Below are 23,375 nucleotides of genomic sequence, written 5' to 3'. Positions count from 1 at the left end.
CTCAAGGCACAATCCGGGCATGAACATCGTCATCCTCGACGACTACCAGGACGCGGTGCGCAAGCTGCAATGCGCAACCAAGCTGGAGCCGTACCCGGCCAAAGTCTTCACCAATACCGTCAAGGGCATCGGCCAGCTGTCGGTGCGCCTGCGCGACGCCGACGTGATCGTGCTGATCCGCGAGCGCAGCTCCATCACTCGCCAGCTGGTCGAGAAGCTGCCCCGCCTCAAGCTGATCTCGCAGACGGGCCGGGTCGGCTCGCACGTCGACATCGAAGCCTGCACCGAGCGCGGCATCGCCGTGGCCGAGGGCGTGGGCTCGCCCATCGCCCCGGCCGAACTGACCTGGGCACTGATCATGACGGCCATGCGCCGCCTGCCGCAGTACATCAGCAGCCTGAAGCACGGCGCCTGGCAGCAGTCCGGCATGAAGTCCGCCTCCATGCCGGCCAATTTCGGCGTCGGCATGGTGCTGCGCGGCAAGACGCTGGGCATCTGGGGCTACGGCAAGATCGGCCAGCTGGTCGCCGGCTACGGCAAGGCCTTCGGCATGCGCGTGCAGGTCTGGGGCAGCCCGGAGTCGCGCGCCAAGGCCGAAAGCGACGGCTACCTGGCCGCCACCAGCCGCGAGGAACTCTTCGCCGAAAGCGACGTGTTGTCGCTGCACATGCGCCTGAACGAGGAGACTTTCGGCATCGTCAAGCTGGACGACCTCAACCGCATGAAGCCCACCTCGATGCTGGTGAACACCTCGCGCGCGGAGCTGATCGAGCCGGAAGCGCTGATCGCCGGCCTGAACCGCGGCCGGCCGGGCTTCGCCGCCGTCGACGTCTTCGAGAGCGAACCGATACTTCAGGGCCACGCGCTGCTGCGGCTGGAAAACTGCATCTGCACGCCGCACATCGGCTACGTCGAGCAGGAAAGCTACGAGCTCTACTTCGGCGCGGCTTTCGACAACGTGGTCAACTTCATCAAGGGCACGCCCACCAACATCGTCAACCCGGGCGCATTGCAGGTCCGCCGGTAACCGCGCGCAGCGCGGAGGTCCCCGTGTCATCCACCGCCACCCTCGAAGCTGCGCCGCGCGCCGGCAACCCGCCCGTGCTGTGGGCGCTGCTGGCCGGCAACTTCGTTATCGGGACCGGCGTGATGGTGGTGCCAGGGACGCTGAACGACATCAGCACGTCCCTCGCCGTGCCGGTCGCCACGGCCGGCCAGCTGATGACGGCCGGGGCGCTGCTGATGTGCCTGGGCGCACCGCTGCTGGCGGCAGTGGTGGCCGGCTGGGACCGGCGCCAGTTGCTGGCGCTGTCCATGGCCTGGTACGCCCTGCTGCACCTGGCCTGCGCACTGGCGCCCTCCTTCGCCTGGCTGCTGCCGCTGCGCGTGCTGGCCCTGGTGCCGCCCGCGGTCTTCACGCCGCAGGCCGCGGCCTGCGTGGGCCTGCTGGTGCCCGGCGCGCAGCGCGGGCGCGCCATCACCTTCATCTTCGTCGGCTGGTCACTGGCCTCGGTGCTGGGCATGCCGCTCGCGGCCTGGGTGGGCGGCACGCTCGGCTGGCGCTGGGCCTTCGGCCTGGTGGCCGTGGTCAGCCTGCTCAGCGCCGCGTGGGTCTGGCGCGCGATGCCGCAAGGGGTGCGGCCGCCTGCGCTGTCGGCGCAAGACTGGCAAGCCACCTTCCGTTCCCGCGCGCTGATGACGACCTGCCTGGTGACGGTGCTGTACGCCGCCGGCCAGTTCGTGCTGTTCTCCTATTTCGCGCCCTACTTCAAGCAGAAGCTGGACTCGGGCCCCACGGCCCTGAGCCTGTACTTCCTGTCCTTCGGCGTGTTCGGCCTGCTGGGCAACGTGCTCATGACGCGCTATATCGACCGGCTGGGCGTGCATCGCTCGGTGATGATCGCCGTGGGCTTGATGGCGCTGTCGCTCGCGGCCTATCCGCTCGGCACCACGCCTTGGCTCGCTGCGCTGGTCACCGTGCCCTGGGCGCTGGGCTGCTTCTCGTCCAACTCGGCGCAGCAGGCGCGCCTGGTCGGCATCGCCCCGCCGCTGGCGGCAGCCTCTGTGGCCCTGAATTCCTCGGCGATGTATGCCGGCCAGGCCATCGGCGCGGCGGTCGGGGGCTGGCTGATCGCGCGCGACGCCATGGACTGGCTGCACTGGGCCGGCCTCGCGGGGCTGCTGGCGGCGATGGTGGCCAGCGCGCTGGCGACGCGGTTCGCGCGCCGGGCGACCTGACCGGATTCAGCGCCGCGGCGGCGGCTCGCCAGGGTCCTGCGTATTCCAGCCGTCGAACTCGCTGGTGTCGAAATCCAGCGGCGGCAGCTCGCGCGGCGCCTGCTCCGGGGAGTCCAGGTCGATGTCGAGCCCGATGCGCGGCGAGGAAGGCGGCACCATGAGGTGGTCGCGGTCCTCGCCGAGATCCATGTCCAGGTCGAAGTCCGGCTGGCCCATCACCACGGTCGCCTCTTCCGGCGGCACCGCGTGCGGCGGCGTGCCGGTGCGCTCGGGCTCCGGCTCCGGCTTCGCATCCAGCGCCGGCTTCGCGGCAGCCGGCGGTTCGGCGGCCAGGGCTTGCGGGCGCGTGAGGACGGTGCGTTCGACGGTGTCCAGGGTGTTCAAGGGTTGCAGCGAGGTGGCGGGGAAATCGGTCGCGCGGTACTCCAGCGGGGCCGACACGCTGTCGTCCTCCGGGGCCACGTCCTTGGCGATGTGGTACAGCAGCACCAGCTCGCGGTAGGCCTCCAGGCTGAAAGGCTCGGCGCCGGGCAGCCCCGGCTTGCGGAAGATCGACTCCTCGATCACGTTCAGCACGCGCTTGGACGGCCACAACGCCACGATGCGGCTCAGCGCGCGGCCGTAGTTCTCCAGCGAGCTGGTCGGCTGGTCGAAATGGTCGAAGTCGGGCACCTGCACCGCGAAGCGCTGGCGGAACTCGGAGCGCAGCCGCTCGTAGTCGGCCCGGCGGTCCAGCTTGTGGTACTGCTCCAGCAGGTCCATCCAGGCCAGCGCGCTGGTCTCCACCTGGTCGTGCACGTGCGATTCCAGGATGGCGATGGCCTGGTCGTGCTGGCCGAGCGCGAAGAAGAAATCGGCCTTGTCGTGGACGTCGATCAGTTCCTGCACGCCCACCATCCGGACCGTGCCGCCCTGGCTGACGTGGAAGTCCGACGGCAGGCTGCCGAAGCCCGAGGACGTCACCGAGGCGATGGCCGCGGCGGCGGCCGGGCCCAGCGCCACCGGCGCGGCGGCCGCCGGCGTGGGCACTGTGGCCGCTGGCGCGGCGGGCGCAGGCGGCTGCGGCGCGGTCGAGGCCGCCTCGTGCGGCATCTCGAACCAGCGGCGCACGTTTTCCAGCCGGCGGGCACGCCACCACAGCCCGCCCATGAGGGCGGCCAGCACAGCCAGCACGGCCACACCCGCCAGGGCCAGCAGCGACACCTGCCGGCGCTCGGAGCGCGCCTTCTCCACCTGGGCGCGCATCTCGCCGACGGCGGCGGCGTTCTGCTGCGTCTGCGCGCGCAAGGCCTGCAGGTCACGCTCCAGCGCCTGTTGGCGGCGCGCGTCCTGCAGGATGTCCTCGGGGCTGCGCTGCAGCGCGGCCCACAGCGCGGCCGCATTCAGCCGCGCCTGCGGGTCCGCCTGCGCCGGCACCTGCAGTTCCTGGCTGAGGCGCAGCGTGGGATTGCGCTCGCTCGTGAGGTCCAGCAGGTCTATCTTCAGGCGGTCCGCCGGCGGCGCGCTGGCAACCGGCTTGCGCGGGCCGCGCGCCGGCGGAGCGGGCGGCGCGCCGGCAGCAGCCGTCGCGCGTTGCGCGGAGCTCCGGGGCGGCGGCGCCGAAGGCTCCGCGGATTCGGAGGTCGCGGGGGATGCGGAACGCGGCGCCGGCGCGGGCCGCGGTGCAGGGGCTTCGGCACTGCGCGGCAGTTGCGGCCGTGCCGACGGGACGCTGCCGACGTAAGGCGAGGACGGCTCGTTGACCGGCGGCACCTCGGCCAGCAGCACGAAGCGCCGGCTGACGCTCTGGCCGCAGCCGACCCGCAGGTAGATCGTCACGACGGGTTCGTCGACCGGCACCGAGGACTGGATGCGGACCACGCCCTGGCGGTCCGGGCCCGGCTCCCAGCGGGCGCTGGCGCGGGCCATCTTCTGCTCGCCGTAGAACACTTCCGCATCGGCGCAGGGCTCGCCTTCGGTGCCTTCCAGCGTGACGGGCACGGTGACTTCGAGCATCCGGCCCACGAGGGCGGCGCCACGGACGCGGCCCAGCGAAAGCGCGGACGCGTCTGCGGCGACCAGCCATCCGCAAGCCGCGAGAACCAGGGTACGGACGGTTACCGAGTGCAACATCAAGAGCGGCATTCTAGGCACGGAACGCAGCCGTGGCGAGTAGGGGCGGGGCAGTCGACCATAATTCGTCCCGATGGGAACGCAATACAACACCGTTGGCGTGGCCGGGGCCGGCGCCATGGGGCGAGGGATCGCCCAGATCGCAGCGCAGGCGGGCAGCACCGTCCTGCTTTATGACACCCAGCCCGAAGCCGTGCAGCGCGCACTGGCGGACCTGGGTTCCCAATGGGACAGGCTGCAGCAGAAGGGCCGCATGGACGCGGCCGCGGTGCAGGCCTGCAAGGACCGGCTGCGCCCGGCCAATTCGCTGCAGGACCTGGCCGGCTGCCAGCTGGTGGTGGAAGCCATCATCGAGCGGCTCGACATCAAGAAGCAGCTGTTCTCCGAGCTCGAAGGCATCGTGGCGGCCGACGCCGTGCTGGCCACCAACACGTCTTCGCTGTCGGTGACTTCGATCGCCGCGGCGCTGAAGCGGCCGCAGCAGTTCGCCGGCTTCCACTTCTTCAACCCCGTGCCGCTGATGAAGGTGGTGGAGGTCGTCGCCGGGCTGAAGACCGCGCCCGCCGTCTGCGAACAGCTCGCCACCTATGCCCGCCAGATGGGCCACACGCCGGTGCAGGCGCAGGACACGCCCGGCTTCATCGTCAACCACGCCGGCCGCGGCTACAACACCGAGGCGCTGCGCATCGTCGGCGAGGGCATAGCCGATTTCGCCACCATCGACCGCATCCTGCGCGACCAGGCCGGCTTCCGCCTGGGCCCCTTCGAGCTGATGGACCTGACCGCACTCGACGTCTCGCACCCGGTGATGGAGTCCATCTATCGCCAGTACTACGACGAGCCGCGCTATCGCCCCAGCGTCATCACCGCGCAGCGCCTGGCCGGCGGCGTGGTGGGCCGCAAGAGCGGCGAAGGCTTCTACCGCTATGTGGACGGCAAGGCCGAAGTACCGGCCGAGCCGCCGGTGCCAACCGTCGCCGAACTGCCGCCGGTGTGGGTGTCGACCCGCGCCGCCCGCCGCGCCGAGCTGCTGCAGCGGCTGAAGGAACTGGGCGCGAACATCGAGACCGGCCAGTCGCCGTCGATGCACGCGCTGACCATCGTCGCGCCGCTGGGCTTCGACGTGACCACGGTCGCCGTCGTGGAGCGCCTGGACCCGAGCCGCACGGTGGGCATCGACATGCTGGTCGAAGACGCCGCCACCAAGCGCCGCGTGCTGGCCACCAACCCGGCAACCCGCGCTGACATGCGCGACGCGGCCCACGCCCTGTTCGCCCGTGACGGCAAGGCAGTCAGCGTCATCCGCGACTCCGGCGGCTTCGTCACGCAGCGCGTGCTGGCCACCATCGTCAATATCGCGTCCGACATCTGCCAGCAGCGCATCTGCACGCCGGCCGACCTGGAAACGGCCGTCACGCTGGGCCTGGGCTACCCGATGGGCCCGCTGGCCATGGGCAACCGCTGGGGCCCGACCAACGTGCTGGAAGTGCTGTTCAACATGCAGACCGTGTACGGCGACCCGCGCTATCGCCCCAGCCCGTGGCTGCGCCGCCGCGGCGCCATCGGCCTGTCGCTGCTGCACGAGGAAAGCTGAACACCATGGCTGGCGAACTGAAAAGTGCCTCGCACGGCCGCACGATGGTCCTGACCATCAGCAACCCGGAGCACCGCAATGCGCTGGGGCCGGAGATCTACGCCGCCGGCGTGGAGGCCCTGAACGCCGCGGACAGCAACCCCGAGGTGCGCAGCGTCGTCATCACCGGGGCCGGCAGCACCTTCTGCGCCGGCGGCAACCTGCAGCGCCTGCTGGAGAACCGGGCCAAGCCCAAGGAAGTGCAGCGCGAATCCATCGAGGGCCTGCACGGCTGGATCGAGGCGATCCGCACCTTCCCGAAGCCAGTCATCGCCGCGGTGGAAGGGGCGGCCGCCGGCGCCGGCTTCTCGCTGGCGCTGGCCTGCGACTTCATCGTCGCCGCCAACAACGCCGTCTTCGTCATGGCTTACAGCAGCGTGGCGCTGTCGCCCGATGGCGGCGGCAGCTGGCACCTGGCGCGTGCCCTGCCCTCGCAGCTGGTGAACGAGCTGCTGATGTGCGGCGAGCGCATCTCCGCGGAGCGCCTGCAGCACTTCGGCCTGGTGAACCGGGTGGCGGACGCGGGCAGCGCGCTCGCCGAAGCCCTGCAGCTGGCGGAGCGCCTGAACGAGCGCGCCCCAAATGCACTGGCCAGCATCAAGGAGCTGGTGAACGAGGCGGCCCTGGCGCCGCTCACGCGCCAGCTCGCGCAGGAGCGCGACCAGTTCGTGGCCAACCTGCACCACGCGAACGCGGGGATCGGGATCGGCGCGTTCCTGGGCAAGAAGAAGCCGGATTACACCTGACGTCCTCGTCGCAGACGCTCAGGTGACAACCCTGAGCGGATCCGCCCATCACGCGCGCGAAAATGGCTGCAGCATGGACGACCCGATCCTCACCGTCGAAGAACGCGCCGCGATCAATGCCGGCCGCTGGTTCTCCACCCTCTCGCCTTCGCTGCGGCACGACATCCTGCGCTGCGCCTTCGTCAAGCGCTACAAGGACGGCGAGCTGATCTGCGCGCGCGGCGACCCGGCCGAATTCTGGAGCGCCGTCGCCAAGGGCTCGGTGCGCGTCAGCTCCACCTCCATCACCGGCAAGCAGGTGACCCTGCAGTACGTGGAGCCGGGCATCTGGTTCGGCGACGTCGCCATCTTCGACGGCGAACGCCGCACCCATGACGCCTACGCCCACGGCGACACCACGATGCTGATGGTGACGCGGGCCGACCTGCAGAAGATCCTGGCGCAGCACGTCGAACTGTACGAGGCCATGCTGCGGCTGCAGGCGCGCCGCATCCGCCAGCTGTTCGGCCTGGTCGAAGACCTGAACACCCTGCCCCTGCGCGCGCGCCTGGCCAAGCAGCTGGCCCACCTGGTGCGCAGCTACGGCACGCCTTCCCTTTCCGACAACCGCGAGATCCGCATCGGCCTGCACCTGGCGCAGGAAGAACTGGCGCAGCTGCTTGGCGCTTCACGCCAGCGCGTGAACCAGGAGCTGAAGGCGATGGAGCGCGAGGAAGTGATCCGCATCGAACCGGGCGGGCTGGTGGTGCGCAACCGCGAAGCGCTGCTGCGCATCGTCGAGGCCGACGACTAGGAGACAGAGGCAATGAGCAGCGAATTCGACCACTTCGTCGGCACCAAGGCGGTGTCGGACCGGCACGCCTTCGACATCCCGGCCCTGCAGGCCTGGCTGGAGAAGAACCTGGAAGGCTTCCGCGGCCCGCTGGCCGTGTCGATGTTCAAGGGCGGCCAGTCCAACCCCACCTACAAGCTGGACACGCCCGGGCGCAGCTACGTCATGCGAGCCAAGCCGGGCCCGGTGGCCAAGCTGCTGCCCTCGGCGCACGCCGTGGAGCGCGAGTTCGCCGTGATGAAAGGCCTGGCCGGCACCGACGTGCCGGTGCCGCGCATGGACTGCCTGTGCGAGGACGAGAGCGTGATCGGCCGGGCCTTCTACGTCATGGAGTTCAAGCAGGGCCGCGTGCTGTGGGACCAGGCGCTGCCGGAGATGAACACCGCGCAGCGCGGCGAGATCTACGCCGAGATGAACCGCGTCATCGCGGCGCTGCACACGGTGGACTTCGCGGCGCGCGGGCTGGCCGGCTACGGCAAGCCGGGCAACTATTTCGAACGCCAGATCGGCCGCTGGACCAAGCAATACAAGGCATCCACCGACGGCGCCGGCCCCATGAGCCAGCCGATTCCGGCGATGGAGAAGCTGGTGGAATGGCTGCCCGCGCACATCCCCGCGGCGGCGCGCGACGAGAGCAAGGTCTCCATCGTGCATGGCGACTACCGCCTCGACAACCTGATGTTCCACCCCGCCGAGCCGCGCGTGGTGGCGGTGCTGGACTGGGAGCTGTCGACGCTGGGCCATCCGCTCGCGGACTTCAGCTACCACTGCATGGCCTGGCACATCCCGCACGGCTCCTTCCGCGGCATCGGCGGGCTGGACCTGAAGGCGCTGGGCATTCCCGGCGAAGACGAGTACATGCGCCGCTACTGCGACCGCACCGGCCTCGCCACCGTCGCCGACCTGAAGGCCGACTGGAACTTCTACCTCGCCTACAACATGTTCCGCATCGCCGCCATCCTGCAAGGCATCGCCAAGCGGGTGGAAGCCGGCACCGCGTCCAGCGCCCAGGCCGCGGCCTCCGGCGCCAGCGCGCGCCCGATGGCGGAACTGGCCTGGAGCTACGCCCAGCGCGCCTGACACTCACGAGGGAGGGACCCATGGACTTCGCCTACTCCGCCAAGACGCAGGACCTGCAGGCGCGGCTGCAGCGCTTCATGGACGACCACGTCTACCCGGCCGAGAAGACCTGCGCGGAGCAGCTGCAGGCCAACACCGAGGCGGGCAGGCGCTGGACGCCGCTGCCGGTCATCGAAGACCTGAAGAAGAAGGCGCGCGTGGCGGGGCTGTGGAACCTGTTCCTGCCGGTGGACACCGCCGAAGCGTCGGGCTACGAAGGCGCCGGCCTCACCAACCAGGAATACGCGCCGCTGGCCGAGATCATGGGCCGCGTGACCTGGGCGTCCGAAGTCTTCAACTGCTCGGCGCCCGACACCGGCAACATGGAGACGATCGCCCGCTACGGCTCCGAGGCGATCAAGGACCGCTGGCTGAAGCCGCTGCTGGATGGCGAGATCCGCTCCGCCTTCGCGATGACCGAGCCCGAGGTCGCCTCGTCCGACGCGACCAACATCGCCACGCGCATCGAGCGCCAGGGCGAGCACTACGTGATCAACGGCCACAAGTGGTGGATCTCGGGCGCGTCCGATCCGCGCTGCAAGGTCTTCATCACCATGGGCAAGACCGACCCCGAAGCGCCCAAGCATTCGCAGCAAAGCATGATCATCGTGCCGGCGGACACGCCCGGCATCCGCATCGTGCGGCCGCTGAGCGTGTTCGGCTACGACGACGCGCCGCACGGCCACGCGGAGATGTACTTCGAGAACGTCAAGGTGCCGGCCGGCAACATCCTGCTCGGCGAAGGCCGCGGCTTCGAGATCGCGCAGGGCCGGCTCGGGCCGGGGCGCATCCACCACTGCATGCGCCTGATCGGCATGGCCGAACGCGCGCTGGAGCTGATGTGCCGCCGCGCGCTGTCGCGCACCGCCTTCGGCAAGACCGTGGCGCAGCAGACCGTGACGCAGGAGCGCATCGCCGAAGCCCGCTGCCGCATCGACATGGCACGCCTGCTCACGCTGAAGGCGGCCTGGATGATGGACGTGGCCGGCAACAAGGTGGCGCGCACCGAGATCGCGATGATCAAGGTGGTGGCGCCCAACATGGCGCTGCAGGTGATCGACTGGGCGATGCAGGTGCATGGCGCCGGCGGGGTGTCGGAGGACTTCCCGCTGGCGTATGCCTTCGCTGGCGCGCGCACGCTGCGCTACGCGGATGGGCCCGACGAGGTGCATCGGAATGCGATCGCCAAGTGGGAGCTGGGGAAGTACGGGACGTATGGGCGGGAGTCTGGCGTGCCCATCACGCGCGGCTCCTGACCGCCTCCGACCGGGGTTGCGGCCATGCCGGTCCCTGCCCGTCTAGCCGCCTTCTGGTACGGCTTCGCCGCGGACGAGGCGCGCTTCTACGAAGCCTTCTCCTTCGGCGACAACGAACAGCTTGCCGACGAACTCGCAGCGCTGGTCCTGCAAGGCAGCAAGCGCGCGACCGCGAGTTCCGTCTGGTCGTTCGAGGCCAAGGGCAAGCGGCTTCCGCAGCCGGGCGACCTCAGCATCGTGACCAACTGGGCCGGCGAGCCACTGTGCGTGATCGAGACCCGGGCCTTCGACGTCATGCCCTTCAGTGCAGTCAGCGCGGAATTTGCCGCTTTGGAGGGCGAAGGAGATGGATCCTTGTCGTACTGGCAGCGGGCGCACCGGCAGTATTTCACGCGTGAGTGCGCCAAGGCGGATCGCCAGTTTCTGGAAAACATGCTCGTGGCCTGCGAGCAGTTTGAAGTGGTCTATCGGCGGCGCCCTGGGTCCCCGCCTGCGCGGGGATGACGAAACTATTTCTTGAACCCCGACAGCGCACTCTCGCAGGCGCTGGTGAAGATCGTCGCCGCATGCTCCAGCGTGCTGGTGTCGGCCGGCTGGTACTGCATGCGCAGGTAGCACTTGCCGCGCAGCAGCACCACCAGGAAGGGCGTGCTGGCCGAGGGGCCGGGCTGGGGCCAATGCAACAGCAGGTTCACGAGGTTGGAGTCGACCCAGGCCAGCGCGTGCTCGCGGCGGTCGGACAGCACGGCATAGCGCTGCCAGAAGGCGTCGGCCACGGCTTCCCAGCCGATCTCGTCGTACATGGCCAGCCAGCGCATTTCCTCCGGCAGGTTGGGCGAGGCGGTGGTCTGCAGCGTGTCGGTGATCATGCTGTAGGCGCGCCGCTCCAGCGACTCCTTCAGCGGGCGGTTGATGATCATGGCCGCCACTTCGTCGTTGACGCCCAGTTCGGCGCGGGCACGCAGTTCCTCGCCGCCGATGTAGTCCCGCGTGGGGCGTCCCAGCTCCATCTTCCACGAGCGGCCGCCCACCTTGCCCTGCATCGACACGGCACTGGACAGGGCGGCGTTGGAAAACGTCATGCCGCGCGAATGCGCCCATTCGGACAGCGGTCCGTGCGCGGACAGCTGGGAAGCTGGCGCGCCGGACGGTCCCTTCGCATCGCGTAAAAAGGCCTTCTTGATGCGTTCGAACATGCCTTGGGGCTTTGTCCTAAAGTGGACATTATCAATTGAAACAGGAGGTTTCGATAGTGGAGCAGATCGAGGTTTACTCATGGGCGACGCCCAACGGCCACAAGGTCCACGTCATGCTGGAGGAATGTGGCCTTCCGTACCAAGCCATCCCGGTGAACATCGCGGCCGGCGACCAGTTCCAGGCCGGGTTCCTGGCCATCAGCCCCAACAACAAGATCCCGGCCATCGTCGACCCGCACGGGCCAGACGGCAAGCCGATCACGCTGTTCGAATCGGGCGCCATCCTGGTCTACCTGGCGGCCAAGACCGGCCGCTTCCTGCCCGCCACCGACCGCGAGAAGTACGAGGTGCTGCAGTGGGTGATGTTCCAGATGGCCAGCGTGGGCCCCATGCTGGGCCAGGCGCACCACTTCCGCGGCTATTCCAAGGAAAGGATCCAGTACGCCATCGACCGCTATTCCAACGAGGCCAAGCGCCTGTACGGGGTCATCGACAAGCGCCTGGCGGCCAGCCCCTGGCTGGGCGGCAAGGAGTACTCGATCGCCGACATCGCCACCTTCCCCTGGCTGCGCAGCTGGGAGAAGCAGGGCATCGTGCTCGATGACTACCCGCACCTGAAGAAATGGTTCGACACCATCGCGGCCCGGCCGGCGGTGCAGCGCGGCGTGAAGGTGCTGCAGGACCTGCGCCAGGAGATCACCGACGACAAGTCGCGCGAGATCCTGTTCGGGGCGACGCAGTACCAGCGGCGTTGATCACCCGCGCAGCCGCAACAGGCTGAAGCACGCCGACGCCGCCGACATCGCCGCTGCCAGCGACAGCGCGATCGTCGGCCCGGCGTCGTGTACGCCCCAGACGCTGAAGATGATCCCCAGCAGCACCGCGCCCAGCGACTGGCCGGTCAGGCGCGCGGTGCCCAGCATGCCGCTCGCCGCGCCGGCGCGCCGCAGCGGCGCGCTGGTCACGATGGTGTGGTTGTTGGGCGACTGGAACAGCCCGAAGCCGATCCCGCACAGCACCAGGCGCCACGCGATGTCCCACGCCGGCGGCGTGCCGTGCAGCATCGCGACCAGCGCCAGGCCCAGGGCCAGCACGCCCTGGCCGATGCCTCCGAGCAGCCCGCCGGGCACGCGGTGGATCAGCCGCCCGGCGATCGGCGCCGCCACCACGATGGCCGCCGGCCACGCCGTGATCAGCATGCCCGCCTCGAAGTGGCTGCGGCCCTGGCCTTCCAGCAGCAGGAAAGGCAAGGTGACGAAAGCCAGCGTCTGCGCCGCGAACGCGCAGACCGACGTGCACATGGACAGCGCGAACACCGGAATGCGTAGCAGGTCCACCGGAAACAGCGGCGTCGCCTCGCGCACCTGGCGCCGCAGGTAGACCCAGGCCACGACGACCGCGCCCGCCAGCATCGCCACGGCCGGCAGCAGGGAGCCGCCCGCGGCCGGCGACTCGCCGCGCCGCGCGCCCAGCATGTCGGCGCCCAGGAACATCAGCACGAACAGCGCCATGTTCAGCGCCACGTCCAGGGGTGACAGCGGCGGACCGCCGGAGGCGGCCGCATTGGAAGGCAGCGCGCGCCGCCCCAGCCACCACACCGCCATGCCAAAAGGCAACTGCAGGAAGAACAGCCAGGGCCAGGAAGCCAGCGACAGCACCAGCGCGGCGATGCTGGGGCCCGCCACGGAGCCGGCGGCAACCACCACCGAGTTGATTGCGAGCGCCCGTCCCAGCATGTCCACCGGGTAGGTCAGGCGCACCAGCGCAGAATTCACGGACATCATCCCGGCCGCGCCCAGGCCTTGCAGCGCGCGGAAGACGGACAGCATCACGAGCGAATGCGAGACCGCGCAGCCGATCGAAGCGATGAAGAACACGGCCAGTCCGACCAGGTAGACCCGCTTGTAGCCCAGGCGGTCGCCCAGGTGGGCGCAGGGCAGGAGCAGGCCCAAGGTGGCGAGCTGGTAGGCGTTGACCACCCAGACCGCCGCCGACGGCGAGGCGCCGAAATCGCGCGTGATGTCAGGCAAGGCGAGGTTGACGATGGATCCGTCCAGGACCGAGAGCGTCATGCCCAGGAGGATGGCCGCCATGGCCCAATAGCGCTGCGGCGCCGGCAGCCCGTCCCGTGCGGACGCTGCAGGCGCGGTGTCGTTCTTCTGCACCGGCGCGACTATACCCGCGCGACGACACCCCCTCGCCCCACTAGAATTTGAACCTTCGCCGGGGCGGACCACCGCCCCCCCGCCCCAAGCGCACGCCGCGTGCGCGCCCTCCCCGATCTTTTCCCGCCGCCGGTCCTCCCGGCGGCCGCAGCCATGTTCAAGAGCGCCTGTTACTTCCGCATCGCCGACGACTTCGTCCTGCCGCCGCTCGAAGCCCTCGAGCCCATCCTGCAGCAAGCCCAGTTCCTGCCCTGCGGCGCCACCCAGCCCGAGTCGCAGGGCTGGGTCGCGCCGCGCGGCCGCAAGAGCAGCATCCTGGCCGAAAGCCTCAATGGCCAGCTGATCGTGAAGCTGGCCACCGAGAAGCGCGCGGTGCCCTCATCCGCCATCAAGGCCGCCATCGACGAAAAGGTCGAACGCTACAAGGCCGAAACCGGCAACGAGCGCGTGCCGGCCAAGGTCAAGAAGGACTTCAAGGAGGAGGCGTTGCTGGACCTGATGCCGCGCGCCTTCACCAAGCGTTCCAGCACGCTGCTGTGGCTGGACACGATCCACAAGTTCCTGGTGGTGGACAGCCCCAGCCTGGCGGGCGCCGACCGCATCGTGACCGCGCTGCTCGACGCGCTCGCACAGGTGCCCGGCACCGGCAACATCGACCTGCAGCCGGTGCAGACGCAGACCTCGCCCTCGGCGGCGATGTCGCACTGGCTCAGCACCCGCGAAGCGCCGTGGAACTTCACCATCGACCGCGACTGCGAGCTGAAGGCGCCCGACGAGAACAAGTCCACCGTGCGCTACGCGCGCCACACGCTGGAGATCGACGAGGTGGCGCAGCACATCGCGGCCGGCAAGGTGCCGACGCAGCTGGCCATGACCTGGAACGACCGCATGTCCTTCGTCCTCAGCGACGCCGGCACGCTGCGCAAGCTGAAGCTGCTGGACGTGGTGATGGATGGCGTGGACAAGCCGGGCAAGGACGACGACGGCTTCGACACCGATGCGGCCATCTTCACCGGCGAATTCTCGGCCCTGTTGCCCGACCTGATCGAGGCGCTGGGCGGCGAGCAAGGCGAAGAAGCGCCCAAGGCCGAAGAGGCAGCCGCGGCTGCTGCCTGAGCTTTTTCAGACGAAGCCGTAGAGGCGCGCCGGGTTGTCGACCAGCACCTGGCGGCGCGCGGCATCGTCGGGCAACGCATCACGGACAGAACCTGCGGCAACTTTGGCGAACGCTGCTTCGAGGAGATCGCCACCGCGCGCCCGCGTCTCGACTGCAGCGCGCCGCCCATGCTGGTGATGCTGTCGATCAGCATGTCGATCTCGCCGCCCTGCAGCGCCTTCAGCGAATCGCCGCCGCCCTTGTACGGGATGTGCGTGAACTTCGCGCCGGTCAGCGTGCTGAGGTACTCCGTGGTCAGGTGGGGCGTGCTGCCAACGCCGCCCGAGCCTTAGTTCACTTTGCCCGGGTTCTGCTTCGCGTAGGCGATCAGGTCCGCTGCGGTCTTGAACTTCGACTCCGCGGACACCAGCAGCACCATCGGCGACTCGGCCACCTTGGTGATGGGCGCGAAGTCCTTGACCGTGTCGAAGGGCATGCGCGCCTGCAGCGCCGGCGCCATCACGAACGGCGCGCTCGCGAACAGCAGCGTGTAGCCATCGGCCGCGCCCTTGGCGACGTAGTCGCTGCCGATGATGCCGCCCGCGCCCGGCTTGTTCTCCACCAGCACCGGCTGGCCCAGCTGGCCCGCCAACTGGTTGCCCAGCAATCGGGCCATGAGGTCGTTGGGGCCGCCTGGCACGAAGCCGACGATGAAGCGCACGGGGTGGTCGGGATAGGCCGCTTGCGCCCGGGCGAGCGGCGACGGCCTCCGGCTGCGCTCGGTACCATGAGCGACTGACCAGCCGGGGCTGAATCCGGTTGGTCCCTTGCTGCGTAACCACCTGATGACCTCCCTCAATCCTGACCAGGTGCTCGTCGCCCTCCTGGACCGCGTGGCGGCCCGGCAGGCCGACAGCGAAACCTCCCTGCGCGAGCTCTACGACCTGAGCGCGAGCCGCCTCTTCGGCCTGGCGATGCGCATCGTCGGCCGGCGCGAATGGGCCGAAGACGTGCTGCAGGAGGCTTTCCTGACGATCTGGCGCTCGGCCGCCGCGTACAAGGAGACGCTCAGCCCGCCGCTCGCCTGGATGGGAATGATCGTGCGCGGCCGCGCGCTGGACTTCCTGCGGCGGCGCGCGAGCGAACGCGCGGATGCCGTGCAGGACCTCGACGATGGCATCCAGGAGACGGTTGCCGGCGAAGGCCCGGGCCCGGCTGACGCCACCGAGTCGAGCGAACAGGCTTTCGCGCTGAACGAGTGCCTGCGCAAGCTGGATGCGCGGCAGCGCGAAGTGGTGGTGCTGGCCTACCTGCGCGACCTGAGCCACAGCGAGCTCGCGCAGCAGCTCAAGCTGCCGCTCGGGACCGTGAAGACCTGGATCCGGCGCGGGCTGGAACAGCTGCGCGGCTGCATGGCGCGGTTTGCCTGAGGCGCACGATGAACATCCTCGAACGTCCCGAACTGATCGACCGCCTCGCCGCTGCCTATGCGCTGGGCACGCTGCGCGGGCCCGCCCGCCGCCGCTTCGAAACCATGGCACGCAACAGCCCGCGCCTGCGGCTGGCCGCGCGCACCTGGCAGGAGCGCCTGGTGTCGCTCACCGAACTGCAGCCGGGCGAAGCGCCCGATCCGAACGTCTGGAAGCGCATCGAGAACCTCGTGGCGGCGGAGCGTCGCGCCGTCGTTCCAGCGGGTACGCCCTCGCTGCCCGAACGCGTACGCGATCGCGTGAGCCGCTGGTGGCGCGCTGGCGCGCTCGCTGCGGGCGCCGCGGCGGTGGCGGCGCTGGCCGTGTCGCTGCAGCTGACCCAGCAGATGCACGCGCAGCGCACCGAGCTCGCGGCGCTGCAGGCGCAGCCCGCCGTGCGCTACGTCGCCGTGCTCACCGACGACCGCGCGCAGCCTGCCATGCTGGTCACGCTGGACCCCGCGCGCAGCACGGCCACCCTCAAGCGCGTGGCGGCCTTCCAGGAAGGGCCGGAGAAGTCGTTGCAGCTCTGGGGGCTGGTCCCTGGCGAACCACCGCATTCGCTGGGTGTGCTCGGCGACGGGCCGGTGCTGCGCCTGCCCATCCCGCGCGCGAGCGCGGCCATGCCGGCGCTGGCGATCAGCCTCGAACCCAAGGGCGGCGTTCCCGGCGAGCGCGGCCCGACGGGCCCGGTGCTCTGGAAGGGCGCGGTGCTGCAGGCCCCGGTGTAGCAGCTGAATCCAGTCGCAGGGATCGTGCGTATCAGGAGGTGGGGACGCAATCCAGCGGACCCGCCTTTCGATCAACGGAGTATTCCATGCGACATCACCTTCTCGCGGCCTGCGCCGCCTCCCTGCTTGCGGCCGCCGCCCTCCCCGCGCTGGCGGATGGCTATGGCCAAGGCGTTCCCATGGACAGGAACGCGTCGGCGATGGGCGCCAACGGCACCAAGATGGTCGGCGGCGCGCCGATGTACCCCAGCAAGGACATCATCGACAACGCAGTGAACTCGCGCGACCACACCACGCTGGTCGCCGCCGTCAAGGCCGCCGGCCTGGTGGACACGCTGAAGACGCCGGGCCCGTTCACGGTCTTCGCGCCCACCAACGCCGCCTTCGGCATGCTGCCCGCCGGCACCGTGGACACGCTGCTGCAGCCACAGAACAAGGCCAAGCTCACGCAGGTGCTGACCTACCACGTGGTCGCGGGCCGCCTCGACGCGATGGCGCTGGCCGAGCGCATCCGCGCCGGTGGCGGCAAGGCGACGCTGGTGACGGTGGAAGGCGAGCCGCTGACCGTGATGATGCGCGGCAAGGACATCGTGGTGAGCGACGCGAAGGGCGGCATGGCGACGGTGACCACGTCGGACGTGTACCAGTCGAACGGGGTGATCCACGTGGTCGATCACGTGCTGTTGCCGGGTTGATGGCTACGGCGCGCTGGACGTGGCCTGCCCGGAGGGAATCGAACCCCCGACAACCTGCTTAGAAGGCAGGTGCTCTATCCAACTGAGCTACGGGCAGCCAGGGCGTGATCGTAACCCGGTTGGGCCGCCGCGCCGGCCAGCACGCGCTCCAGTTGGCCGCAGCCGTCCCAGGCCGGCGCTGCCTCATGCGCCGCATGGGCCCAGCGCCAGCCCTGCGCGGGGTCGTTGAGGGCCGCGGCGCACAGGGCCAGGTGGTACCAGGCCGCCACCCGCGTTTCATCGTCCTGGGCCGCCAGGTGCAGCCACGGCAGCGCCTCCTGCGGATGGCCGGCCGCCAGTTCGAGCTTGCCCACTTGCAGGGCCAGGTCGGGGTGGCCGCCGAAGGCGATCTCCGCCTGTTCGTGGCATTCGCTGGCCTCGGCTGCGTTGCCGAAGGCGGCATACAGCTGGCCCAGCAGGATCCACTCGGTCGCCCGGCGTTCGCCGTCCTCTTCGGACCGCTCCACTTCGCGCCGCAATGCCAGCACGCTCGCCAGGTCCACCGGCCGGCCGTGGGCGCGAATCTCGCCCAGCCGGCGCAGCAGGTCGTCGTTGCCTGGCAGCGCGGGCAGCGGCAATCCGGACAGCTCCATGTCGAGAAGGCCCTGGCCATGGGCCACGTCCTCGGCCCGGCCTTCCCACAGCGCGGCCAGCAGGTCCGACACGAAGCGATGCCGCAGCGGCAGGAAACCGGAGCTCACCGAGCGGGCGATGGTGAGCTCGCGCCCTGCGCCCAGCCAGTTGCGCAACTGGCGCAGCACGGCTTGCGGCCGCACCCAGAGGCGGTCTTCCGGCACCTGCACGAAATAGTCGGTGTCGATGTCGACCAGCACCGGCTCGGGCAGCGGCAGCGCGACCAGTTCCTCGAGGGCGCCCACGACCAGTTCCACACCGAGCAGCCGGCCTTCGAACCAGCCGCCAGGCATGCGCTGGAACGAGGCGATGTCCTCGGGCGTCACGCCTTCCATCTGGCGCAGCGCACGCAGCGCGGCGCCCATCTCCGCCAGCACGTGCGGCGGCGCCACCCACACCAGCCGGCCGACCACGCCCAGCTGCGCCGCGGCATAGAGGAAGTCCTCGATGCCGTAGCAGGCGTCGCGCCGCGGGCTCAGCGGATGCGGGCTCTCCAGCGCAGCGACGGCCGCGGCATCCCGGCACGCGCGCAGCTGCGCGATGCGCGCCGGCTCGATGAACTGCAGGTCCAGGTGCGCGTCCAGGCAGACCAGCGTGGCGCCGTGCACGTGCCGCCCCACCCAGTGCGGCAGCACCGAAGCATGTTCCTCGAACAGGAAGGCGCGGTCCATGGCTTCATTCCTCCGGCTTGCGCGCCAGGAAGCGGCCGATCGTGAAGGCGCCGCGCTCGGCGGCCTCGCCCAGCACCAACAGGCCTTCGATGATGGAGTTGCGGATCAGGTCCGGCGTGTCCGCCAGCTCGGCCCGCACTTCGTCACGGCGGCCGGCGTCGGCGATGAAGCCGCGCAGCAGCGCCATCTCCCCCCGCATGTCGCGCGCCAGTTCCACGGCGAAGCCGGCTTCCGCCATCTGCCGCGCGTAGTCGTCCAGCGAACCCAGGGCGGGAATCGCCCAGGCCGTCGCGATGCGCTGGCTCCACAGCACGCGTGCAGGCTGCGGCCCCGCCGCCAGCCAGTCCTCGCCGGCCAGCACGCCGCCCGGGCGCAGCACGCGCAGTGCCTCCGCGAAGAAGCGCGGCCGGTCCGGGAAGTGGCAGGCCGACTCGAAGAACAGCACGGCGTCGAACGTGCCGGCCGGGTAAGGCAACGCGCTGGCTCCGCCCAGGTCGAAGGCCAGGCGGTCCTCGAGCCGCAGCGCGCTGGCGCGCCCGCGCGCCAACGCGAGCTGTTCGGCGTCGGGGGTGAGGCCGCGCATGTGCACGCCCAGCACCTGGGCCAGGTGGCAGGCGGTGCCACCGACGCCGCATCCCACGTCCAGCACCGAGGCGCCGGGGGCCAGCCGCGCGCTGTCGGCGATCACGAGCTCCATGCGAAGTTGGTCCCGCGGACCACACGCGCCATCGGCCGGGTAGTAACCGGTGTGCCAGTGGTCGCCGAGGAACTCGCGGTAGAAGGGGATGCACAGGCCGTAGTAGCGGTTCACCAGCTCCGCGCTGGCGGGCAGGCCGCTGGCCAGTGCGGCCACTACGGTACCGGCGCTGGCGCGCGCGACGTTCACTCGCTGCTCCCGGCGAAGGCCAGCGAGCGATGCAGTTGGCGGTCCTGCCGCACGTTCGCGCGGCGGGTCGCGCTGTGGCGGCGCTCGGTCGCCTGCTGGCACCACGCGCGCAGCGCCTGCAACGCCGAGGGCGGCGGCACCAGGCCGCCATTGCTCAGGCGCCGCAGCCAGGCGCTGGTGCGCGGCGCGCACACCGCGAAGATCTCGTCTTCCAGCGACACGATGGCTTCGCAGCTGCCGGGGTCGCCCCGGCGCGCGCAGCGGCCCACCAGCTGGCGGTCGACCCGGCGCGAGTCGTGGTACTCGGTGAGGATCACGTGCAGGCCGCCGCGCGCCTCCACGCCGGCACCCAGCGGGATGTCCGTGCCGCGGCCCGCCATGTTGGTGACCACCGTGACGCGTCCCGGCTGCCCGGCCTGCGCCACGACTTCCCCCTCTTCGGCATCCTGCCTGCCATGGAGCAGCGCATGCGGCACGCCGAAGGCGCGCAGCACCGCGCTCAGTTGCTCCGAGGCTGCCACCGAGCGCGTGCCGACCAGCACAGGGCGCCCCTGCAACATCGCCACCCGATGCACGGCCGCAGCAACCAGCTCCCACTTCTTTGCCACGCTGCCGCACCAGGTCACGCCCCACTCCGCGCGTTGCGAAGGCCGGTGCAGCGGGATGCGTGCCAGCTCCAGCCCGTACACCGAGCGGATCTCGGCGGACGCCTCGGCCGCCGTACCCGTCATGCCGGCCAGGTGCACGTAGCGGCGGAACAGGCGCTGGTAGGTCAGGCGCGCCAGCGTGTCGCGCCGCGTCGTGGGCGGCACGCCTTCCTTCAGTTCGATCAGCTGTTCCGCCGCCGCCGCCTCGTCGCCGCTGCTGGCCGACAGGATCAGCGGCGTGCGCGCCTCGTCGACGAACACGCTGTCGGCCTCGTCCACGATGGCGAAGTACAGGCCGCGCAGCACAGGGCCGTCGTCGCGCCCCTCCTCGGCCAGCGCCTGGTGCAGCCGGCTGCTGCGCCCCTGCAGCGCCACGCCGTCGCGCAGGTAGTCGAAGGCCAGTTCCTTGTTGGTGACGTAGGTGACGGGCTTCGCGTAAGCCGCGCGCCGCGCCGCCCGGTCCATGCCTTGCGACACCACGCCGACGCCGAAACCGAAGTAGGCATACAGCGGCTCCATCTTCTCGGCGTCGCGCTGCGCCAGGTAGTCGTTGACCGTGATGACGTGGACCGGATAGCCCGCCATGGCCACGGCACAGGCCGGCAGCGTGGCGCAGAAGGTCTTGCCCTCGCCGGTGGCCATCTCCATCAGGCGTCCGCGCAGCAGCGCCCAGCCGCCTATGAGCTGCGTGTCGAAGTGGCGCTGGCCCAGCGTCCGCTGGGCGGCGGCGCGCACCAGCGCGAAGCTCTCGGCCGCGGCATCCAGTGTGAAGCCATGGCGGCGCAGCCGCGCGCGCAGCGCATGGGCGCGTTGGCGCAGCACTTCGTCGGAAAGCAGCCGCAGGGTTTCCTCGCGCACCGCCACCGCCGCGACCAGCCGCTCGCGCTCGGGCGTGAAGGCCGCCACCGCGCGCAGCAGCGGCGCCACCGTGCCCGCGTGCAGCGCACGCGCGATCGCGTCGGGCCAGCGGGTGTCCTCCTCCGCGCGTTCGGCATAGGGCCGGCCCGGGGCCAGCACCGCCTGGTCGAAGGGCAAGGCGCGCCTAGACATGGAACTGCGGACTGCCTCGCATCGAACGGATCGCAGACATGGCTTTCCCTCCGGAGGAAAGCTGGGCGCTTGCCTCGCGTTGTGTCAACCAGGAATCGAATCTCCCGCGGCCCTGTGCCTCGTCGTTCTTCGCAGGCCGCCTATTCGAGCGACACGATGTGCGTCATCGCTGAGGAATGTTTATAGGGCAACGCCCTAAGCCAAGTCCATGGCCTGATGCAATCGCACACAAACGCTCAAGCTTTGTCTCGAAGCAAGTGTTCATGCGGAAGCCGCGCCGCTGCCCGCGGCGGGTGAAGAATGGTCGGAGCGATAGGATTCGAACCTACGACCCTCTGGTCCCAAACCAGATGCGCTACCAGACTGCGCTACGCTCCGACGAACCGCTATTGTAAGCGGGCCCCGGCCTGCCGCTCTTCCGCGCCAGACGACCGCCTGGCGCGGCATGTTGCGTTCCGCTTGCCGGTACCGCGAGCCCTGTGATAACTTGTGGTTACAAAAATCGCTGTGGCCATCCGCTGCAGGCAGCGGATGCGCGCCGGTTCTCCTTCCCACTCCCCGCGTCTCTCAGGCCTTTTCGCAATGCAATTCCAGTGGACCATCGCCCGGAAACTGACCGGGCTGAGCCTCCTTGCCGTCGCCTTCATGCTGGGAGTCGGCCTCGCCGGCCTCTACGCCCGGCATTTCCTCACGATCGGCGCCGAGCGCGTGCTCGCGGCCCAGGAAGTGCTGCGCCTCCAGATGGAGGCCGACCAGGCCCACGACGCGCTGCGCGGCGACGTGCTGGCCGCCCTGGTGTCCGCGCGCGAAATCGACCACGACGAGGTCGCGGCGGTCCGCAAGCAACTGGCCGACCACGCCAAGGAACTCCTCGGCCCGCTGGACAAGCTGAACGAGATGGCCATCGACGCGGACACCCGCGCGGCGCTGCAGAAGGCGCGGCCGCAGATCGACGCCTACGTCGCCCAGGCCACCACGCTGGTGGACCTCGCGTACAAGGACCGCATCGGCGCGCAGCAGAAGCTGGACGACTTCCACAAGATCTACAAGCAGGTCGAATCGGAAATGTCCGCCATCAGCGACCTCATCGGCGAGCGCGCCCGCGCCTCCCAGGCCGAATCGCGCGAGGTGGCGGAGCAGACCGGCCAGGTCGTGGCGGCGGGCGTCGTCCTCGCCGCGATCCTGCTGCTGTTCATCGCCTGGACCATCAGCCGCAGCATCGTGCGCCGCATCGACCGCGCCGTGCAGGTGGCGCGGACGGTAGCCAGCGGCGACCTCAGCTCGCGCATCCACGTGCAGGGCGACGACGAAGCGGCCGACCTGCTGCGGGCGCTGGCCGGCATGAACGGCAACCTGGTGCAACTGGTGAACACCGTGCGCCAGAGCAGCGAGAACATCGCCACCGGCACCGGCCAGATCGCCACCGGCAACCAGGACCTGAGCCAGCGCACCGAGGAGCAGGCCAGCAACCTGCAGCAGACCGCCGCCTCGATGGAGCAGCTGAGCGCCACGGTGCGCACCAACGCCGACACCACGCGCGAAGCCAGCGCCATGGCTGCCCAGGCCAGCACCGCCGCCCGCCTGAGCGGCAATGCGGTGGGCGAACTGGTGGCGACCATGAGCGAGATCACGGCCGCCAGCCGCCGCATCACCGACATCATCGGCGTCATCGACGGCATCGCCTTCCAGACCAACATCCTCGCGCTGAACGCCGCCGTCGAAGCGGCGCGCGCCGGCGAGCAGGGCCGCGGCTTCGCCGTGGTGGCCGCCGAAGTGCGCAACCTGGCGCAGCGCAGCGCCTCTGCCGCCAAGGAAATCAAGGGCCTGATCGAGGCCAGCGCCGGCAAGGTGGCCGACGGCGAACGCCAGGCCGCCAACGCGGGCGACCGCATGGCCGACGTGGTGCGGCAGGTGCAGCAGATGACGTCGCTGATCGGCGAGATCAGCAGCGCCACGCAGGAACAGACCAAGGGCATCGCGGAAGTGAGCCAGGCCGTGACGCAGATCGACCACGTCACCCAGAGCAATGCGTCGCTGGTGGAAGAAGCCGCCGCGGCGGCCGACAGCCTGAACCGGCAGGCGATGCGCCTCGTCGAGGCGGTGGCGCAGTTCCGCATGGACGAACGCGGGGCCGTCGCGGCCTGACCACCCCCCGCCGCAG

The 23,375-nt window shown here is 70.0% G+C and carries 20 protein-coding genes, 2 tRNA genes and 1 pseudogene; 14 read left to right on the top strand and 9 right to left on the bottom strand.

Annotated elements, in window-relative coordinates; all coding sequences use genetic code 11:
- The first annotated feature begins 19 nt into the window (after positions 1 to 19).
- A complete protein-coding gene (locus HHL11_RS18090) occupies positions 20 to 1,027 on the top strand; it encodes a D-2-hydroxyacid dehydrogenase family protein (RefSeq protein WP_169419737.1) in 1,008 nt (335 codons plus the stop codon).
- Positions 1,028 to 1,050: 23 nt separating this feature from the next.
- Complete coding sequence (locus tag HHL11_RS18085) at positions 1,051 to 2,238, top strand: MFS transporter (protein ID WP_342593235.1); 1,188 nt, start codon at positions 1,051 to 1,053, stop codon at positions 2,236 to 2,238.
- A 6-nt stretch (positions 2,239 to 2,244) separates the two neighbouring features.
- Here the strand turns inward: HHL11_RS18085 and HHL11_RS18080 are convergent, their stop codons facing one another.
- Positions 2,245 to 4,350 (bottom strand): hypothetical protein, encoded by a 2,106-nt coding sequence (locus tag HHL11_RS18080; protein ID WP_169419736.1) that lies wholly within the window; start codon positions 4,348 to 4,350, stop codon positions 2,245 to 2,247.
- A gap of 73 nt (positions 4,351 to 4,423) precedes the next feature.
- On the opposite strand from HHL11_RS18080, the gene HHL11_RS18075 reads away from it, so the two are divergent.
- The 6 genes from HHL11_RS18075 to HHL11_RS18050 all read left to right on the top strand — a co-directional run bounded on the left by HHL11_RS18075 (position 4,424) and on the right by HHL11_RS18050 (position 10,440).
- Complete coding sequence (locus HHL11_RS18075) at positions 4,424 to 5,944, top strand: 3-hydroxyacyl-CoA dehydrogenase (protein WP_169419735.1); 1,521 nt, start codon at positions 4,424 to 4,426, stop codon at positions 5,942 to 5,944.
- Between the two features lie 5 nt (positions 5,945 to 5,949).
- Entirely contained in the window at positions 5,950 to 6,729 is a 780-nt protein-coding gene (locus HHL11_RS18070; protein ID WP_169419734.1) for an oxepin-CoA hydrolase, alternative type, read from the top strand.
- 73 nt (positions 6,730 to 6,802) lie between these two features.
- A complete protein-coding gene (locus tag HHL11_RS18065) occupies positions 6,803 to 7,522 on the top strand; it encodes a Crp/Fnr family transcriptional regulator (protein ID WP_169419733.1) in 720 nt (239 codons plus the stop codon).
- 12 nt (positions 7,523 to 7,534) lie between these two features.
- On the top strand, positions 7,535 to 8,641 hold the full coding sequence (locus HHL11_RS18060; RefSeq protein WP_169419732.1) for a phosphotransferase: 1,107 nt from the start codon (positions 7,535 to 7,537) through the stop codon (positions 8,639 to 8,641).
- Between the two features lie 20 nt (positions 8,642 to 8,661).
- A complete protein-coding gene (locus HHL11_RS18055) occupies positions 8,662 to 9,936 on the top strand; it encodes an acyl-CoA dehydrogenase family protein (protein WP_169419731.1) in 1,275 nt (424 codons plus the stop codon).
- Positions 9,937 to 9,960: 24 nt separating this feature from the next.
- Positions 9,961 to 10,440, top strand: a complete 480-nt coding sequence (locus tag HHL11_RS18050) for an ASCH domain-containing protein (protein ID WP_169419730.1) — start codon at positions 9,961 to 9,963, stop codon at positions 10,438 to 10,440.
- A 5-nt stretch (positions 10,441 to 10,445) separates the two neighbouring features.
- Here HHL11_RS18050 and HHL11_RS18045 read toward each other — a convergent pair whose 3' ends face one another.
- A complete protein-coding gene (locus HHL11_RS18045) occupies positions 10,446 to 11,132 on the bottom strand; it encodes a hypothetical protein (protein ID WP_169419729.1) in 687 nt (228 codons plus the stop codon).
- 56 nt (positions 11,133 to 11,188) lie between these two features.
- Here HHL11_RS18045 and HHL11_RS18040 point away from each other — a divergent pair, with 56 nt between their 5' ends.
- Positions 11,189 to 11,887, top strand: coding sequence for a glutathione binding-like protein (locus HHL11_RS18040; protein WP_342593234.1), 699 nt, complete (start codon positions 11,189 to 11,191; stop codon positions 11,885 to 11,887).
- On the opposite strand, the gene HHL11_RS18035 is transcribed toward HHL11_RS18040, so the two are convergent.
- Positions 11,888 to 13,225 (bottom strand): MFS transporter, encoded by a 1,338-nt coding sequence (locus HHL11_RS18035; RefSeq protein ID WP_169420094.1) that lies wholly within the window; start codon positions 13,223 to 13,225, stop codon positions 11,888 to 11,890. It lies immediately after the preceding gene.
- A gap of 225 nt (positions 13,226 to 13,450) precedes the next feature.
- Here HHL11_RS18035 and HHL11_RS18030 point away from each other — a divergent pair, with 225 nt between their 5' ends.
- A complete protein-coding gene (locus HHL11_RS18030) occupies positions 13,451 to 14,413 on the top strand; it encodes a recombination-associated protein RdgC (RefSeq protein WP_169419728.1) in 963 nt (320 codons plus the stop codon).
- Positions 14,414 to 14,550: 137 nt separating this feature from the next.
- Here HHL11_RS18030 and HHL11_RS18025 read toward each other — a convergent pair.
- Positions 14,551 to 15,069 (bottom strand): annotated as a pseudogene (locus tag HHL11_RS18025) (tripartite tricarboxylate transporter substrate-binding protein); the annotation flags it as partial.
- Positions 15,070 to 15,238: 169 nt separating this feature from the next.
- On the opposite strand from HHL11_RS18025, the gene HHL11_RS18020 reads away from it, so the two are divergent.
- The 3 genes from HHL11_RS18020 (at position 15,239) to HHL11_RS34440 (ending at position 17,288) form a co-directional block, all read left to right on the top strand.
- Positions 15,239 to 15,823, top strand: a complete 585-nt coding sequence (locus HHL11_RS18020; protein WP_169419727.1) for an RNA polymerase sigma factor — start codon at positions 15,239 to 15,241, stop codon at positions 15,821 to 15,823.
- An 8-nt stretch (positions 15,824 to 15,831) separates the two neighbouring features.
- Positions 15,832 to 16,593 (top strand): anti-sigma factor, encoded by a 762-nt coding sequence (locus tag HHL11_RS18015; protein WP_169419726.1) that lies wholly within the window; start codon positions 15,832 to 15,834, stop codon positions 16,591 to 16,593.
- 86 nt (positions 16,594 to 16,679) lie between these two features.
- Complete coding sequence (locus HHL11_RS34440) at positions 16,680 to 17,288, top strand: fasciclin domain-containing protein (protein ID WP_169419725.1); 609 nt, start codon at positions 16,680 to 16,682, stop codon at positions 17,286 to 17,288.
- Between the two features lie 20 nt (positions 17,289 to 17,308).
- Here the strand turns inward: HHL11_RS34440 and HHL11_RS18005 are convergent.
- The 5 genes from HHL11_RS18005 to HHL11_RS17985 all read right to left on the bottom strand — a co-directional run bounded on the left by HHL11_RS18005 (position 17,309) and on the right by HHL11_RS17985 (position 21,592).
- Positions 17,309 to 17,385: transfer RNA gene (locus HHL11_RS18005), tRNA-Arg, on the bottom strand.
- Positions 17,363 to 18,631, bottom strand: coding sequence for a tetratricopeptide repeat protein (locus tag HHL11_RS18000; protein ID WP_169419724.1), 1,269 nt, complete (start codon positions 18,629 to 18,631; stop codon positions 17,363 to 17,365). Before HHL11_RS18000 ends, HHL11_RS18005 begins: the two co-directional genes overlap by 23 nt.
- Before the next feature lie 4 nt (positions 18,632 to 18,635).
- On the bottom strand, positions 18,636 to 19,517 hold the full coding sequence (locus tag HHL11_RS17995) for a methyltransferase domain-containing protein (RefSeq protein ID WP_169419723.1): 882 nt from the start codon (positions 19,515 to 19,517) through the stop codon (positions 18,636 to 18,638).
- Positions 19,514 to 21,214 (bottom strand): preprotein translocase subunit SecA, encoded by a 1,701-nt coding sequence (locus HHL11_RS17990; protein ID WP_169419722.1) that lies wholly within the window; start codon positions 21,212 to 21,214, stop codon positions 19,514 to 19,516. Before HHL11_RS17990 ends, HHL11_RS17995 begins: the two co-directional genes overlap by 4 nt.
- 301 nt (positions 21,215 to 21,515) lie before the next feature.
- Positions 21,516 to 21,592: transfer RNA gene (locus tag HHL11_RS17985), tRNA-Pro, on the bottom strand.
- 204 nt (positions 21,593 to 21,796) lie between these two features.
- On the opposite strand from HHL11_RS17985, the gene HHL11_RS17980 reads away from it, so the two are divergent.
- A complete protein-coding gene (locus HHL11_RS17980; RefSeq protein ID WP_169419721.1) occupies positions 21,797 to 23,359 on the top strand; it encodes a methyl-accepting chemotaxis protein in 1,563 nt (520 codons plus the stop codon).
- Positions 23,360 to 23,375: the final 16 nt, after the last annotated feature.

This window comes from Ramlibacter agri, assembly GCF_012927085.1.
Lineage (GTDB): Bacteria > Pseudomonadota > Gammaproteobacteria > Burkholderiales > Burkholderiaceae_C > Ramlibacter > Ramlibacter agri.
The sequence above is the reverse complement of the archived record's forward strand: the minus strand, read 5'-3'. Positions and strand labels throughout refer to the sequence as shown.

What these genes read in the sequence shown, in the direction of transcription:
- HHL11_RS18065 (WP_169419733.1), top strand. Translation starts at nt 6,803, where the DNA reads ATGGACGACCCGATCCTCACCGTCGAAGAACGCGCCGCGATCAATGCC.
- HHL11_RS18015 (WP_169419726.1), top strand. Translation starts at nt 15,832, where the DNA reads ATGAACATCCTCGAACGTCCCGAACTGATCGACCGCCTCGCCGCTGCC.
- HHL11_RS17980 (WP_169419721.1), top strand. Translation starts at nt 21,797, where the DNA reads ATGCAATTCCAGTGGACCATCGCCCGGAAACTGACCGGGCTGAGCCTC.
- HHL11_RS17990 (WP_169419722.1), bottom strand. Translation starts at nt 21,214, where the DNA reads ATGTCTAGGCGCGCCTTGCCCTTCGACCAGGCGGTGCTGGCCCCGGGC.
- HHL11_RS18000 (WP_169419724.1), bottom strand. Translation starts at nt 18,631, where the DNA reads ATGGACCGCGCCTTCCTGTTCGAGGAACATGCTTCGGTGCTGCCGCAC.
- HHL11_RS18060 (WP_169419732.1), top strand. Translation starts at nt 7,535, where the DNA reads ATGAGCAGCGAATTCGACCACTTCGTCGGCACCAAGGCGGTGTCGGAC.
- HHL11_RS18030 (WP_169419728.1), top strand. Translation starts at nt 13,451, where the DNA reads ATGTTCAAGAGCGCCTGTTACTTCCGCATCGCCGACGACTTCGTCCTG.
- HHL11_RS18045 (WP_169419729.1), bottom strand. Translation starts at nt 11,132, where the DNA reads ATGTTCGAACGCATCAAGAAGGCCTTTTTACGCGATGCGAAGGGACCG.
- HHL11_RS34440 (WP_169419725.1), top strand. Translation starts at nt 16,680, where the DNA reads ATGCGACATCACCTTCTCGCGGCCTGCGCCGCCTCCCTGCTTGCGGCC.
- HHL11_RS18075 (WP_169419735.1), top strand. Translation starts at nt 4,424, where the DNA reads ATGGGAACGCAATACAACACCGTTGGCGTGGCCGGGGCCGGCGCCATG.
- HHL11_RS18035 (WP_169420094.1), bottom strand. Translation starts at nt 13,225, where the DNA reads ATGGCGGCCATCCTCCTGGGCATGACGCTCTCGGTCCTGGACGGATCC.
- HHL11_RS18080 (WP_169419736.1), bottom strand. Translation starts at nt 4,350, where the DNA reads ATGTTGCACTCGGTAACCGTCCGTACCCTGGTTCTCGCGGCTTGCGGA.
- HHL11_RS18050 (WP_169419730.1), top strand. Translation starts at nt 9,961, where the DNA reads ATGCCGGTCCCTGCCCGTCTAGCCGCCTTCTGGTACGGCTTCGCCGCG.
- HHL11_RS18070 (WP_169419734.1), top strand. Translation starts at nt 5,950, where the DNA reads ATGGCTGGCGAACTGAAAAGTGCCTCGCACGGCCGCACGATGGTCCTG.
- HHL11_RS18090 (WP_169419737.1), top strand. Translation starts at nt 20, where the DNA reads ATGAACATCGTCATCCTCGACGACTACCAGGACGCGGTGCGCAAGCTG.
- HHL11_RS18055 (WP_169419731.1), top strand. Translation starts at nt 8,662, where the DNA reads ATGGACTTCGCCTACTCCGCCAAGACGCAGGACCTGCAGGCGCGGCTG.
- HHL11_RS18020 (WP_169419727.1), top strand. Translation starts at nt 15,239, where the DNA reads ATGACCTCCCTCAATCCTGACCAGGTGCTCGTCGCCCTCCTGGACCGC.